Raw genomic sequence first — 14152 nt, 5'->3', positions numbered from 1 at the left:
GGCTTATTTCTCAATCTGCTTGAAGTCGTGAAAGAAGCTGTCGACATGGTCGGCGTCCAGCCCTTGCAGGGTGGGCGGATTCCACTGCGGGTTCTTGTCTTTATCGATGATCAACGCGCGAACCCCTTCAATCAGGTCGCCGCGTGCGAACCACTGGCGGTCCAGATGCAGCTCCAGGGCAAAGCACTGTTCCAGCGGCAGGTGGCGCCCACGGCGCAGCATCTGCAGGGTGACGGCCATGGCCAGGGGCGAACGGGTCTGCATCAGGGCGACGGTGGTCAGCGCCCAATGGTGGCTGTCGGCGACGGTGACTTGCTGTAGCTGTTCGACCATGCTCGGCACGTCCGGCAGCGCGAAGAAATGGTCGATGGCCGGGCGCAAGGCCGCCAGCGGCGCATCCGGCAGTTGTTGTACGGCCAGCCCGGCGAGCACGCCTTGCAGGTCCTTGAGGGGCGAGTCGCGCCATTGCAGGCTGTCGAGCGCGTGCCCAAGCTCCGTCAGTTTGGCGCTGTCGAGGTACCAATCGGCCAGGCCGCAGTACAGGGCGTCCGCCGCACGGATCTGCACCCCGGTGACGCCGAGGTAAATCCCCAGCTCGCCTGGAATACGCGGCAGGAAGTAGCTGCCACCCACATCCGGAAAATAGCCGATGGCCACTTCCGGCATCGCCAGCCGGCTGCGCTCGGTCACGACGCGCAGGTCGGCGCCCTGTACCAGGCCCATACCACCGCCGAGCACGAAGCCGTCCATCAAGGCCAGCACGGGTTTGGGGTAATGGTGGATGGCCAGGTCGAGCGCGTATTCCTCGACGAAGAAGTCTTCATGCAGGGTGTCGCCACGCTTGAAACTATCGTACAGGGAACGGATATCGCCGCCGGCACAGAAGGCCTTGTCGCCGGCACCGCGCAGCACCACGGCATAGACAAGCGGATCATCGGCCCAGGCCTGCAGCTGCGTCGTCAGCAGACGCACCATCTCCAGGGTGATGGCATTCAAGCCGGTGGGGCGGTTGAGGGTGAGGTAACCGATATGGTTACGCACCTCACTGAGTACTTCTTCCTGCTGAATATCGGTGTGGCGTGCTTCGGAGGACACCTGAGCAGTCATCACTAACTCCCTGCTTTTATTGTTCTTTATCAAGATGTTCGCGGGCGAACTATCGCGTGATCGTACCAGCGCAAATTTGCCGCCTACAACCCGGAATCATGCAGCTCGTTGTTGCATTTATGCACACCGCGTCAAACCACGCGACTGGCCAGGACTTCGCCGATACTGCGCCGTCGCGCATGGCCTTCGGCGGCATGAATCAATTGCTCCAGCTCCGTGGGCTCGACGTCGAAGAACTGCTCCATGTCGGCCAATGCCAACTTGAGGTCGGCGGCGGTGATGGCCGGGTCGGTCACCGGCGCGCTGCCGAGCATGACAGGTACCGGTTCGGCTTGTCCCTTGGGATAACGCGTGCGGGTGGCATTGTTGTAGGCCAGCGCACACGCCAGCAGGGCAGCGGCGCCGAGCATGACCGGTGCCAGTTCGTGCCAGCCGAGGGCGATGGAGGCAGGGTCGGCCAGTACCAGCGTCATGGCCAGGCCACCGGCCGGGGGATGCAGGCAGCGCAGCCAGCAGATCAGCACGACCGTCATGCCCGCCGCCAGGCAAGCGCTGCCCAGGGTGCGTCCCAACACCCGCGCCACGAGCAATGCCACCACGCCAGCACACAGATAGCTGCCCATGATCGACCAGGGTTGTGCCAGCGCCCCCGACGACACGGCAAACAGCAGCACCGCCGACGCCCCCAGCGGGCCAAGCAGGTGCAGGGCGACTTCCATGCCGAACACCTGGGCACACACCCAGACACTGAGCAGTGTGCCCAAGGCCATGCCGATAGCGGCGCGACTCCATTCGGAAGGACGGGTATTGATGGCAGCAGGTAACCAGCGAGCGAGCATTGAAGAGGGGTCCTGAAACTGAGGGCGAAAAAAAAGGCCTGCCTGGTTTCCCGGAAAAGCCCTTGAAAGTTCCAACATTGGGGGAAGGAACCCAAACAGTGTGCCAACTGAGTTGCAGCGGCGCCAATGCATATTAATGAGGGTTGAATGCAAAAATTATGTACTTAAGGAGCTTCGTCAAAAAAGATCCGCTTGGTGTTATGGGCGGCGGGCGTGCAGATCTTGCCCAGTACAAGGCTGTCGACTTCCTCATTGAACAGGCGTTTTTGCAGGTTCGCCTGCAAGCCTGGTTCGTCGGCCAGCGGCCCCTTCAACGCTACCAGCGCGTCACGTAAGCCCCTCAACCGATCCAGTCTCGGCGCGGCTACAGATAACCGATCCTCTCGCACGGCATTGCCCTCCTTGTTGTTATGTCGTTATGCAGGTTCCCTGACCAGGGCTGTTACAGGCAGCCCTTGATACGGGTGGTAGATAGTTAATGCCCTTGCAAACGAGTCTACAGTTGGGCTCCGGGCACCGGAAGGCGAAGTTCAGCGGCTGTTACGCAAAGCACTGTAGGGGGTTTCTCGGTGATTATGATGAAAAACGCCCAGGGGGTTTATAAGCGGGCGTTTTTCTTACGTGACGGCTGTAAACACACTCAAAGAGGTGCTTTTTTCTCCAGGTGCAACAACACGTAGGGGGTCATATCGAACGCCCCGGTGAGCGTCGGCGTGAGCGCACGCAAGCGTGGGTCAGTCAGGCTGTTAAAGTCGGCCTGGCTCATCACCAGCCAGGCGGGCGCCTGAACAGGCTGGAGCTCTATGGGCAACTGGGTAAACAGCGGAACCTTGTCGCAATTGAAGTTGACCATGAACTTGATGGCTTTTGCGTCTTTGCCCAACGCATGCAAGACCAATGGCGCCGGTTGTTGCAGGATCTGCTCCTTGGCCGCCAGGGTGAATGTGCGGGTGTCGTAAAGGCTGCGCTCCAAGGGTTCGACGACCATGATGTAAGTCGTCCAGATCGCCATGACCGCGGCGAATGCCGGACCGACCGGGCGCAGTCGAGCCCAGAACAGTGCTAGCAACGCCAATACCTGCAGCACTGCCAGTACGCCAAACATCGGCCCGAGATCGGCCAACAGTTGCGGGTAACGCCGTCGCGCAACCATCAAGCCCACCGCCAACAGCGCCGGCAGCAGCGTCCACAGCACCAGCATCAAGCCGCGCAACCCGCTGAACAGACGGCCTTGTGCGACCTGAAACGGATACGCGGCAATGATCGCTGCCATCGGCAGCATCGGCAGGATATACCGCGCCTTTTTTGCCTGGGGTACCGACAAGCCAAGCATCACCAAGACACCCGCCGCCGCGCAGTACAGCACCAGCTTCAACGCCGGGTCTGGCGCTCGGCGGCCGCCGCTCATCACGGCCAGCAGCACCAGCAGCGCCACCGGATAGGCCAGGGCGTAGTTGCCGAGGGAGCTGGTGAAGTAATACAGCACGCCGCCAGAGCCTTCGCTGCCATCCATGCGCCCCAGAAACTGCATGCGAATCACCTCACGCATGAAGTCTTCGCCACCGCTGAGCTTGGCCAGCAGCAACAGCAGGCCGATACACGCTGCCAGCAAGGCCAGCGCCAACAGCCCGAAGCTGAACAACTGACGCCATTGACGGTTGATCAGGTAGTAGCTGCACAGCACCCCGGTAGGAATCACCAGGCCGATCGGCCCACGAATCGCAAAACCCAGCATCAACAGCGCAAACACCCAGTGCAGGCGTTTGGCTGCAGCAAAATGCTCATGGGCATAACCCAGGTAAAACACCGCCAGGGTCACGGCCGCGAGCATCTGGTCCAGGGAGACGGCGCGGGTTTGGCTGATAAAGGTGCTGCTGAGCAGCAACATTGCAATGCTCAGCAGACCCCAGCGCGCGGAGTAGGGCGCGGTGAGCCGATAGACCAGCACCACGATCGACGCCGAAGCCACAGCGCTGGGCAGCCAGGCCGTAAAGCTGGTGACCTGGCCGATAGGCAGGGAGAGCAGCCAGGTCAGCAGGGTCGAGGTGGCCAGGTAATCGGCATATGGCTGGCCGTAAGTGGTGGGAAAGAAGCTCGGCCCATGGCGCAGCATCTCCTGGGCAAACACCACGAAGCGTGAGTCGAAGCCGATAATCGCCTGGTGCCAGCTGCCGGCGATGAACAGCAGCAGCGCCAACAGCCCCAGACCCAGTGACTGTCGGCGCAGCGTTGGCGTGAGCAGGGGCGGGTGAACCTTGTGCACTGATCAGCCTGCCTTGGCCTGTTGCACCCAGTTTTGCTGGGGGATCGGCAACTCGCACGAGTCACCACGGCCAATCGGGAAGTATTTGAAGCCTTTGCGCGTCAGGCGCTCACCGTCGTACAGGTTGCGACCATCGAAGATCACCGGGGTTTTCAGGCGCTGGTGGATCAGGTCGAAGTCCGGTGCCTTGAATTGCTGCCACTCGGTGCAGACGACCAGCGCATCGGAGCCGCCCAGGGTGGATTCCGGCGTGCCCATCAGCATCAGTCGTGGGTCGTCACCATAGATGCGCTGGGTTTCCTGCATGGCTTCGGGGTCGAACGCACGCACATTGGCGCCGGCGGCCCACAAGGCTTCCATCAGCACGCGGCTCGGCGCGTCACGCATGTCGTCGGTGTTGGGCTTGAAGGCCAGGCCCCACAGGGCGAAGGTCTTGCCGCGCAGGTCGCCCTTGAAGAACGCGTTGATGCGCTCGAACAACTTGCTTTTCTGGCGCTGGTTGATCGCTTCCACGGCTTCCAGCAGGTCGCTGGAACAGTTGGCCTGTTTGGCGCTGTGGATCAGAGCGCGCATGTCTTTGGGGAAACAGGAGCCGCCGTAGCCGCAACCGGGATAAATGAAGTGGTAGCCGATGCGCGAGTCGGCGCCAATGCCCAGGCGCACGGCTTCGATGTCGGCGCCCAGGTGTTCGGCCAGCTCGGCGATCTGGTTGATAAAGCTGATCTTGGTGGCGAGCATGCAGTTGGCGGCGTACTTGGTCAGTTCGGCGCTGCGCAGGTCCATGAAGATAATGCGGTCATGGTTGCGGTTGAACGGTGCGTACAGGTCGCGCATCACTTCCCGCACTTCTTCGCGCTCGCAGCCAATGATGATGCGATCCGGGCGGCGGCAGTCGGCCACGGCCGAGCCTTCCTTGAGGAATTCCGGGTTGGAGACAATATCGAATTGCAGCTCACGGCCGGCGGCGCGCAGGTTTTTTTCGATATGCGAGCGCAGGGTGTCGCCGGTGCCGACGGGAACAGTGGACTTTTCCACCAGGATCACCGGCGCCATGCGATGGCGCGCCACCGCGTCACCCACCGACAACACGTATTTGAGGTCGGCCGAACCGTCCTCATCCGACGGCGTACCCACCGCAATGAACAGCACCTCACCATGCTCGACGGCGAGTTTTTCGTCGTAGGTGAAATGCAGGCGTCCGCTTTCCAGGTTTTCCTTGACCATGGCCGCCAGGCCCGGCTCGAAGATCGTCACATGGCCTTTCTGCAGCGACTCGACCTTGCTCCGGTCAACGTCCATGCAAATAACATCGTGACCGACTTCGGCTAATACGGTGGCCTGTACCAAGCCGACATAACCACTACCAAATACACTGATTTTCATGGGGTATTCCTGGGACTTGAGGTGCTAGCACGACGAGAGTTGATAACCAGTACACCGAGGATGACCAAGGCCACCCCCAGGGTTTTTGCAAGCGAAAAGTGTTCGTTGAATACCGGCAGGCAGACGGCCAGCAGATACACCAGCGCGTAGCTGATGCTCAGCAGCGAGTAAGCGCGCCCGAGGGGCAAGTGCTTCAGCGCGCCGAGCCAGCAGAGCATCGACAGTGCATAGGCACTGATCGCCAGGGCCACCACGCCCAGGGCGCTCAGGTCGATGCTGGCGCTGCTCAAGGCGCTCAGCCACGCATCCGGCAACGGCAGGCGTGTCATGCTCCAGCGCATGCCCAATTGGGCCACGCTGACCAGGCCGACACTGCCCAGGGCCAGGGCGAAACCGCGGATCCGGCTCATACCTGGCGCCCCAGCAGCACAACACCGGCAATGATCAGCACCACGCCCAGCCAGTGGCGGCCATCGATGTGTTCAGCAAACACAAAGCGCGCCACCAGCGTGACAACGACAAAGTTCATGCTGAGCATCGGGTAGGCAATCCCGACTTCCAGGCGCTGCAACACCAGCAGCCACACCAGCAAACCCATGCCCAGGCACACCAGGGCCGACCACAACCAGGGTGAGCGCAGCTTCAGCGCCCAACCGTCGGGCAATTCACGCCAGCTTTCCACGGCAAATTTCTGCGAGACCTGGCCCGCGCATGTGAGCAGGCAGGCGCTGAGTAACAGAAGCAGGGTGATCATTGCGCGACCTGCGGGAAAATCAGAATCACGATATTGCCCTGCGCATAGCGCTTGCCATCTGCAGGCAGTAGGGCGAGCTCTTCCCTTTCGCCCTGGCTGTTGACGCGCATCACCACGCCGACAGCGCCGCTGCGGCGGGTTTCGGCCATCCAGGCCTGGATTCGATTGCGGTCGACCAGGCGCTGGGCGGTGTCCGCATAAGCCAGGCCGTATTTCACCTCGCCAGAGGTGTTGTAGAGCGTGATGTCGGGCCGTTTCAGGCGCCACGACAGCGCAGCGGAGGCGCCCAGGTCGTTGCTCAACAGCGCAATGGAAGGCTTGAGTTCTTCGGCATGATCGATGATGAACTGGTCCGGGGTCTTGTTATAAACCACCGAATGGGGCAGCGCGGCGGGCACCAGGGCAACCAGCAAGGCACTGCCGATCAGCGGCGCGGCCCACAGTTTCAGCGGGCGGGCAGCCTGAAACAGGTTGGCCAGGATCCAGCCGAACAGACAGGTAAACAGCAGCACCAGGCTGAGGGTTTCTTCACCGGGTTCGTACACCGGTTTCTTCCACTGGAACCAGATGATTGCCAACAGGGCGAGCACGCCGATGACCAGGTTCAGCCAACCGTTGATGCGCAATACGCGGCCACGGCCTTGAGCGAGCTTGTCACTCAAGGTCGACCCCATCAGCAAGGCCAGGGGCAGCAGGCACGGCATGATGTAGGCGGGCAGTTTGCCTTTGGCCAGGCTGAAAAAGGCCAGGGGCATCAGCAGCCACAGCAGCAGGAACGCGGTGTTCGGCAGGCGCCGGTCCAGCCACGCCTGTTTGAGGCTGGACGGCAGCAGCGCAACCCAGGGCAGCGTAAACGCCACCAGCAACGGCAGGTAATACCAGAACGGCTCGGCGTGCTGCGCGTCTTCACCGGCAAAGCGCTGGATATGCTCATGCCAGAAGAAGAAGTGCCAGTAATCCGGCTCTTGCAGGTGCACGGCCAGGGCCCATGGCAAGCTGACCAGGATCGCCGCAGCCACGGCCACCGGGCCGAACTTGAACAGTTCCGTCGAGCGTTTCTGCCAGAGGGCGTAGGGCAGGGCGATCAACACCGGCAGCAACCACGCCAGGAAGCCTTTGGTCATGAAACCCATGCCACAGGCCAGGCCGACTACGGCCCAGGACCACAACCTGGCCCGTTGCGTGCGGCTGTCGAAGCAGAACCACAAGGCTACGCCTGTGAGGTTGACCCAGAAGGTGAACTGCGGGTCCAGATTGGCGTAGCCACCGAGCATCGCCACGCTGACGAAACTCATGTACAGCACGCTGCTGATCAGGCTTTTCTGCGGGTCGTTCCACAACCGGCGGGACATCAGGTAAACCAGCAGGATGCTCAAGCCGGTGCTCAAGGCCGACGCAAAGCGCACGCCGAACAGGTTCTGGCCGAAGATCGCCTGGCCCAGCGCGATCATCCAGTAGCCCGCCGCCGGTTTTTCGAAGTAGCGAATGCCCATGAAGTGCGGCGCGGCCCACTTGCCGGTCAGCAGCATTTCCTGGCTGATCTGCGCATAGCGGGTTTCATCCGGAATCCACAGGCCGTGGGTGGCCAGTGGTAACAGGTAAAACACGCCAAACGCCAACAGGAGCAAGGGCAATGCCCAGCGGCGGATCATGCCTGCTGCACTCCGAGCCAACCTTCGCGGCCGCTCAACGCGCCGCGCACCAGCTGTTGCTGGGGCAGGGTGGTCACATCCGCAGGCAATAACGCGCTCAAGGGTTGGAAATCAATGCCGCGCTGCCCTGCCTGGGCGAGCAACTGGCGAAAATCCTGGGCCATCAGAATCCCTTCTACTTCTGCGTGAATGGTGTAGACGTTCAGCTTCGACGCGTTGAACCGGTCGAGGATAAACGCGTTGAAGTCCTTGGCAGCCACCACCGGCCCGACGACTTCGTCGAAGGTCGGCAGGTCTACCGGAATTTGTGGGGTGCCCGCGCAGCCATCGGCCAAGGTCGGTCGAAACAGGCTGGTGCCCCGGCAATCACTGTTGTAGCGAAAGTTGAAGGCTTGTTTGGCTTGCACCACGCGCTCGTCGGCGCGCCAACCGGCGGCCGCTGAACAGTCGATCCGCTCACCCAAGATATCGCTCAAGGTATCCACACCGCGTCGGATCTGCTCGACCAGTTGTGCGTCGCTCCAGCGCCCGGTGTTGGCCTGCCAGCCGTGGTGGTCCCACGCGTGCAGGCCGACTTCATGCCCGGCGGCCTTGGCCTGGCGCATCAAGTGCCCCAGGTCACGGCCAATCGGCTTGCCCGGCCAGGCGGTGCCGGCCAGCAGGATGTCCCAGCCATACAGGCCGGCGGCATTGGAACGCAGCATTTTCCACAGGAACTGCGGGCGGATCAGGCGCCACAAGTGGCGCCCCATGTTGTCCGGCCCGACGCTGAAGAAGAACGTCGCTTTAATCCCGGCTTCGTCCAGGGACTCGAGCAGCCGTGGCACGCCTTCACGGGTGCCTCGGTAGGTGTCGACGTCGATGCGCAGGCCTGCCTTCATTACTTTTTATCCGCTATTTCAAGCATTGCTTCACGCAGGAAGAAGTCCAGCGTGTTGCCGATGGTCTCGCTCATCGCCACGGTCGGCTCCCAGTTCAACAGGCGCTTGGCGTTCTCGATGCTCGGCTTGCGGTGTGCCACGTCCTGGTAACCGGTGCCGTAGAACGCCTTGCTTTCCACGTCGCGAAAACCCGCGAACGGCGGGAAGTTGCCGCGCAGCGGGTGCGCTTCGAACTGACGCAGCAGCTCTTCGCCCAACTGACGGATGCTGGCTTCGTTTTCCGGGTTGCCGATGTTGATGATCTGGCCGTCGCAGACGCCCTTGTCGTTATCAATGATGCGCGCCAGGGCCTCGATGCCGTCGGCAATGTCGGTGAAGCAACGCTTCTGCTCGCCACCGTCGAACAGGCGGATCGGCGTGCCTTCCACCAGGTTCAGGATCAGCTGGGTGATAGCGCGGGAACTGCCGATACGCGCCGAGTCCAGGCGGTCCAGGCGCGGGCCCATCCAGTTGAACGGACGGAACAGGGTAAATTTGAGGCCCTTGTCGCCGTAGGCCCAGATCACGCGGTCGAGCAGCTGCTTGGAGACCGAGTAGATCCAGCGTTGCTTGTTGACCGGGCCCACTACCAGGTTGGAGGTGTCTTCGTCGAAGTACTGGTCCTGGCACATGCCATAGACTTCGGACGTGGAGGGGAAGATCACGCGCTTGTTGTACTTGACGCAGTAGCGCACCAGCTTGAGGTTTTCTTCAAAATCCAGCTCGAACACGCGCAGCGGGTTGCGGGTGTACTCGATCGGCGTGGCGATGGCCACCAGCGGCAGCACCACGTCGCACTTCTTGATGTGGTACTCGATCCACTCGGTGTGAATGCTGATATCGCCTTCCACATAGTGGAAGTTGGGGTGGCTGCGCAGGCGCTCGATGGCGTCGGAGCCGATATCCAGGCCGTAGACTTCATAGCGGTCGTCACGCAACAGGCGCTCGGACAGGTGGTTACCGATAAAGCCGTTCACGCCCAGGATCAGCACGCGGGTGCGGCGTGGCTTGCGGCCCGACTCGGCGCCGCGCAGCACGGAGCCGTCCACCAGGCCCAGTTCATCGGCCAGGGACGGGCCGGCCAGGTACAGGCCGTTGTCGTTGCGCTGGCCGAACTTGATCACCAGCGAGTCTTCACCGCAGGCGATGCGCAGCGGATTGACGCTGATCACCCGGCCCGGCGCCAGGCCTTCGTTGCCCTGGGCCACTTCCGCCTGCCAAACGATGAGTTTGTGCTCGCCCACCGCGCAGAAGGCGCCAGGGTAAGGCTGAGTCACGGCGCGCACCAGGTTGAACAGTTCTTCGGCGGGCTTGTTCCAGTCGATCTTGCCATCGGCGGCGGTACGGCGGCCGAAGCAGGTGGCCTGGCTTTCGTCCTGGGCAGTTTCAGCCAGTTTGCCTTGGGCCAGTTGCGGCAGGGCGTCGCGCAGCAGGTGGCTGGCGGCCTCTCGCAGCTTGGCGTGCAGGCTCAGCCCGGTGTCGCTGCGCTCGATGCTGACTTTGTGTTGGGCCAGGATCGCGCCGGCATCGGCACGCTTGACCATGCGGTGCAGGGTCACGCCGGTTTCGGTTTCGCCGTTGACCAGCACCCAGTTGGCTGGCGCGCGGCCACGGTATTTGGGCAGCAGCGAACCATGCAGGTTGAACGCGCCTTGGCGGGCGAGGGCCAGCAGCGGTTCGCTGAGCAGGTTGCGGTAGTAAAACGAGAAGATGAAATCCGGGTTCAGCTTGGCGATGCGTTCGACCCACAGCGGATGGTTCGCGTCTTCCGGGGCGTGCACCGGGATACCGTTGCGGGCGCACAGCTGGGCGACGGAGCCGTAGAAGTTGTTTTCCTTGGGGTCATCGGCATGGGTGAACACGGCGGCAATGTCGTAGCCCGCAGCCAGCAGGGCTTCGATACCCGCACAGCCAATATCGTGGTAGGCGAATACAACGGCTTTTGAACTCATGACTGAACCTGATCGGAAGAAGAAGTAGAAGTATGGGAAGACACCAGGCCATCGACGACGACCACGGGAGCCGGTGCTGCCGGTTGGTTGCGCAGCACTTTTTCAATGAAGAAACGCGGGCGGGCGCGCACATCGCTGTACATACGGCCCAGGTATTCGCCCAGCAGGCCCATGCCGATGAACTGGCCACCGGTGAATACGAACAGCACGGCAAACAGCACGAACAGGCCGTCGCCCGCCCAAGTGGCACCGAAGGCCAGGCGCATGACGATCAGCGCGAAGGCAAACAGCACGCCCAGCGCCGCCAGGCTGAACCCGACGATGGACAGCAGGCGCAACGGCGTGGTGGTCATGCAGGTGAGCAGGTCGAACATCAGGCTGATCAGGCGCATGGCGCTGTATTTGGATTCGCCGTGTTCACGCTCGGCGTGGTGCACCAGGATCTCCGTGGTGTGCCGGGCGAAGCCGTTGGCCAGGATCGGGATAAAGGTGCTGCGCTCGCGGCAGGCCAGCATCGCGTCGACGATGGTGCGGCGGTAGGCGCGTAGCATGCAGCCGTAATCGGTCATGGCCACGCCGGTGGAGCGCTGCACGGCCAGGTTGATCAGGCGCGAAGGCCAGCGGCGGAAGGCCGAGTCCTGGCGATTGTTGCGCACCGTGGCGACCACGTCGTAGCCCAGCGCGGCTTGTTCCACCAGGCGCGGGATTTCTTCCGGCGGGTTTTGCAGGTCGGCGTCGAGGGTAATCACCACTTCGCCGCGGCACTGTTCGAAACCCGCCATGATCGCGGCGTGCTGGCCATAGTTACGGTTGAGAATCACCGCCACTACCTTGCTGCCATCTTCGGCGGCGGCGTCTTCGAGCAATTGCGCCGAATTGTCGCGGCTACCGTCATCCACCAGAATGATTTCGTAGTCGTAGGCCAGCTGTTGGCAAGCGGCCGTGGTGCGGCGCAGCAACTCAGGCAGGCTCTCTTGCTCGTTATAGACCGGAATAACGATCGATACGCAATGAATAGGGTAGGGTTTCAAAGATTAATAACCTCGGCTGGAGCAACTTGGAGCGCGAAAACAGCAGCGATTAGTGGGCGAAACTACGGCCCGCAGATGACAAAACGGCGCTAAAGATAAAGTGTAATCAACAGGTTAGTCGATAAACCCCGGATTGTTCTGAAGTGATGCCTATAAGGTTAAGCGCAAAAATGTTCAACGAATATGAAAGGCGGATGAAAAACTCGTTTATTTGACAGGTAGACAGCCAGTGTTCAGCTATGTGGCCAAGGTGTTAAACCTTGTGAATGTTCAGCCGAATAGGAACGGGCTGGCACGTATTTGGTTCACGTGATCGGCGCACGTGATGGCTCCACTGCCTGTATTCAACAATCTTCTCTGCATTGCCCTTCAAGTGCCGGTAAAGTAAGCCATCTCTTGCCAGGGTACTCGGATGAATAGCGTGCAGCTTTTACGCGGCCAGTTGCGGCCGGTGTTGATCGGATTGTTGGTGTGCGTTGCCTGGGTCACCACCGTGCGAGCCGATGAGGGTGTGACCCTGGCGAGCATTGACCAGGTACCGGAGGGCGTCGAAGTACGCGGCAAGCAGGTCGCTGCCTATACCTGGGACGACCGCCAGGGCAAGAACCTGCTGGTGCTGGCCGAACAGGTCAGCGAGCGGGACGACGATGGCACCCAGTCGGCCTTTGTCTACGCGGCCCAGTACCTGCTGGCCGGCGAGCATCCCAAGCGCGTGTGGATGCTTTACGACGATGTGCGCCAGTGCGAATTCGACGCCGGGCTGCACTTTGACACGGCAGCCACCCGAGTCACCGACCTTCTGGGTGACGGCACGACCCAGGCGACTGTCGGCTACTCGCGCACCTGTACCAGCGACGTGAGCCCCAATGAATTCAAGCTGATCATGCACGCGGGCAAGTCCGAGAAGTATCGCCTGCGCGGCGTCGACCGTTACGGCGCAGCCTGGTGGGACGAGGACGCCGGCGCCCTGCGCGGCATGCCGTTGCCGACCGATTGCAGCGTTGCCGCGCAGCAGGCGCTGGTCAGCCAGTACAAAGAGCAGGGCACCGAGCTACCGCTGCCGGGCTGCTATGGCGACGAGAAGGATTTTGCCAAGGCACCGGACAGCTACCTGGCGTTCATGCGTCAGCACTGGTTTGCGCTGATGAAAAAACAGGACGCCGACTGGAGCCAGTCCCAGACCCAACCCCAGCAACCCACGGAAGAGGATGACGTGGCGCCGTGATTTGATGGCAGTGCCCGGATTGCGCTAGACTCGGCCCTCGCCAATTCAATAAATATCGCGATTAATCAATAGATTGCTCGTGATATTTAATCCAAAGGCTGATCTATCTTGACTGAGTCCATCCGCAACCCGCTGACCCTTTATCTCACCCGCCTGGCGCCCTCCAGCCAGCTGACCATGCGCTACGTGCTGCAGGACGCCGCCGACCGCCTGGGCTTTGAAGACGTCAACCTTGAAGAAATCGACTGGCACCTGCTGCAGCCCGAACAGGTAATCGCCCTGGTCGCCGCGTTGCGCGAGGACGGCTATGCGCCGAACACCTCATCGCTGTATGTGAATGCGGTGCGCGGGGTGATGAACGAAGCATGGCGGATGAGCCTGATCAGCCAGGAACACTTGTTGAAGATGCGCTCGGTCAAGGCCGCGTCCGGTACGCGCCTGGGGCAGGGGCGTAACCTGCGCCGCACGTTGATCCGCGAAATGATGGAGGTCTGCGCCGCCGACCCGCGCCCGCAAGGCCTGCGCGATGCCGCCGTGATCGGCATCCTGTACGGCTCGGGCATGCGCAAATCGGAGTCGGTCAACCTTGACCTGGCGCAGATCGATTTTGAACAGCGCAGCTTGCGCGTGATCGGCAAGGGCAATAAAGAGCTGATCAAATACGCGCCAGACTGGGCCTTCGCCAAGCTGCAGGCCTGGCTGGAGTTTCGTCGCGGGCAACTCAAGGAGGGCGAACAGGACGACCCGTTCCTGTTCAACCGAATCCGTCGCGGCAGCCATATCACCCGGGAACGCATCACTAAACACGCGATTTACTACATCGCTCGCCAGCGCGGGGACCAGGTGGGCGTGAAGATCATGCCCCATGATTTTCGCCGCTCGTTCATTACCCGGGTGATCGAGGAGCATGACCTGTCGATCGCGCAGAAGCTGGCCCATCACACCAATATCCAGACCACCGCCAGCTATGACGTGCGTGACGACAATGAGCGGCGGCGCGCGGTGGATCGCTTCGATTTGTAAGGC

At 61.6% G+C, this 14152-nt stretch carries 13 protein-coding genes; 2 read left to right on the top strand and 11 right to left on the bottom strand.

All coding sequences use genetic code 11. The features are described 5' to 3' along the window. Positions 1 to 3: 3 nt before the first annotated feature. The 11 genes from C4J91_RS14335 to arnC all read right to left on the bottom strand — a co-directional run bounded on the left by C4J91_RS14335 (position 4) and on the right by arnC (position 11901). Positions 4 to 1107, bottom strand: coding sequence for an enoyl-CoA hydratase/isomerase family protein (locus C4J91_RS14335; protein ID WP_124362936.1), 1104 nt, complete (start codon positions 1105 to 1107; stop codon positions 4 to 6). A 131-nt stretch (positions 1108 to 1238) separates the two neighbouring features. After that, positions 1239 to 1946, bottom strand: a complete 708-nt coding sequence (locus C4J91_RS14330) for an HPP family protein (protein ID WP_124362935.1) — start codon at positions 1944 to 1946, stop codon at positions 1239 to 1241. A gap of 164 nt (positions 1947 to 2110) precedes the next feature. Further along, a complete protein-coding gene (locus C4J91_RS14325; RefSeq protein ID WP_124362934.1) occupies positions 2111 to 2290 on the bottom strand; it encodes a hypothetical protein in 180 nt (59 codons plus the stop codon). A gap of 296 nt (positions 2291 to 2586) precedes the next feature. Next, positions 2587 to 4209, bottom strand: coding sequence for a glycosyltransferase family 39 protein (locus C4J91_RS14320; protein ID WP_124362933.1), 1623 nt, complete (start codon positions 4207 to 4209; stop codon positions 2587 to 2589). A gap of 3 nt (positions 4210 to 4212) precedes the next feature. Beyond that, positions 4213 to 5592, bottom strand: coding sequence for a UDP-glucose/GDP-mannose dehydrogenase family protein (locus tag C4J91_RS14315; protein ID WP_124362932.1), 1380 nt, complete (start codon positions 5590 to 5592; stop codon positions 4213 to 4215). Further along, a complete protein-coding gene (gene arnF, locus C4J91_RS14310) occupies positions 5589 to 6002 on the bottom strand; it encodes a 4-amino-4-deoxy-L-arabinose-phosphoundecaprenol flippase subunit ArnF (RefSeq protein WP_124362931.1) in 414 nt (137 codons plus the stop codon). Before arnF ends, C4J91_RS14315 begins: the two co-directional genes overlap by 4 nt. Beyond that, positions 5999 to 6346 (bottom strand): 4-amino-4-deoxy-L-arabinose-phosphoundecaprenol flippase subunit ArnE, encoded by a 348-nt coding sequence (arnE, locus tag C4J91_RS14305; RefSeq protein ID WP_124362930.1) that lies wholly within the window; start codon positions 6344 to 6346, stop codon positions 5999 to 6001. Before arnE ends, arnF begins: the two co-directional genes overlap by 4 nt. Next, a complete protein-coding gene (arnT, locus tag C4J91_RS14300) occupies positions 6343 to 7998 on the bottom strand; it encodes a lipid IV(A) 4-amino-4-deoxy-L-arabinosyltransferase (RefSeq protein ID WP_124362929.1) in 1656 nt (551 codons plus the stop codon). Before arnT ends, arnE begins: the two co-directional genes overlap by 4 nt. Further along, positions 7995 to 8879 carry a 4-deoxy-4-formamido-L-arabinose-phosphoundecaprenol deformylase gene (gene arnD, locus C4J91_RS14295; protein ID WP_124362928.1) on the bottom strand — a complete coding sequence of 295 codons (885 nt, stop codon included), beginning with the start codon at positions 8877 to 8879 and terminating at the stop codon, positions 7995 to 7997. The genes arnT and arnD overlap by 4 nt, the downstream gene beginning before the upstream one ends. Further along, positions 8879 to 10870, bottom strand: coding sequence for a bifunctional UDP-4-amino-4-deoxy-L-arabinose formyltransferase/UDP-glucuronic acid oxidase ArnA (gene arnA, locus C4J91_RS14290; protein ID WP_124362927.1), 1992 nt, complete (start codon positions 10868 to 10870; stop codon positions 8879 to 8881). Before arnA ends, arnD begins: the two co-directional genes overlap by 1 nt. Beyond that, a complete protein-coding gene (gene arnC / locus C4J91_RS14285; RefSeq protein ID WP_124362926.1) occupies positions 10867 to 11901 on the bottom strand; it encodes an undecaprenyl-phosphate 4-deoxy-4-formamido-L-arabinose transferase in 1035 nt (344 codons plus the stop codon). The genes arnA and arnC overlap by 4 nt, the downstream gene beginning before the upstream one ends. 412 nt (positions 11902 to 12313) lie before the next feature. On the opposite strand from arnC, the gene C4J91_RS14280 reads away from it, so the two are divergent. Continuing rightward, positions 12314 to 13126: a M949_RS01915 family surface polysaccharide biosynthesis protein gene (locus tag C4J91_RS14280; protein ID WP_124362925.1), complete on the top strand. Its 813-nt coding sequence runs from the start codon at positions 12314 to 12316 to the stop codon at positions 13124 to 13126. A gap of 108 nt (positions 13127 to 13234) precedes the next feature. Beyond that, positions 13235 to 14149 (top strand): tyrosine recombinase XerC, encoded by a 915-nt coding sequence (gene xerC, locus C4J91_RS14275; RefSeq protein ID WP_124362924.1) that lies wholly within the window; start codon positions 13235 to 13237, stop codon positions 14147 to 14149. Positions 14150 to 14152 lie beyond the last annotated feature (3 nt).

This window comes from Pseudomonas sp. R3-52-08 (assembly GCF_003851745.1).
In the GTDB taxonomy this organism is placed as follows: domain Bacteria; phylum Pseudomonadota; class Gammaproteobacteria; order Pseudomonadales; family Pseudomonadaceae; genus Aquipseudomonas.
This window is presented reverse-complemented; position numbering and strand designations above follow the sequence as displayed.

What these genes read in the sequence shown, in the direction of transcription:
- C4J91_RS14315 (WP_124362932.1), bottom strand. Translation starts at nt 5,592, where the DNA reads ATGAAAATCAGTGTATTTGGTAGTGGTTATGTCGGCTTGGTACAGGCC.
- arnF (WP_124362931.1), bottom strand. Translation starts at nt 6,002, where the DNA reads ATGAGCCGGATCCGCGGTTTCGCCCTGGCCCTGGGCAGTGTCGGCCTG.
- C4J91_RS14335 (WP_124362936.1), bottom strand. Translation starts at nt 1,107, where the DNA reads ATGACTGCTCAGGTGTCCTCCGAAGCACGCCACACCGATATTCAGCAG.
- arnE (WP_124362930.1), bottom strand. Translation starts at nt 6,346, where the DNA reads ATGATCACCCTGCTTCTGTTACTCAGCGCCTGCCTGCTCACATGCGCG.
- arnD (WP_124362928.1), bottom strand. Translation starts at nt 8,879, where the DNA reads ATGAAGGCAGGCCTGCGCATCGACGTCGACACCTACCGAGGCACCCGT.
- arnA (WP_124362927.1), bottom strand. Translation starts at nt 10,870, where the DNA reads ATGAGTTCAAAAGCCGTTGTATTCGCCTACCACGATATTGGCTGTGCG.
- C4J91_RS14330 (WP_124362935.1), bottom strand. Translation starts at nt 1,946, where the DNA reads ATGCTCGCTCGCTGGTTACCTGCTGCCATCAATACCCGTCCTTCCGAA.
- C4J91_RS14280 (WP_124362925.1), top strand. Translation starts at nt 12,314, where the DNA reads ATGAATAGCGTGCAGCTTTTACGCGGCCAGTTGCGGCCGGTGTTGATC.
- arnT (WP_124362929.1), bottom strand. Translation starts at nt 7,998, where the DNA reads ATGATCCGCCGCTGGGCATTGCCCTTGCTCCTGTTGGCGTTTGGCGTG.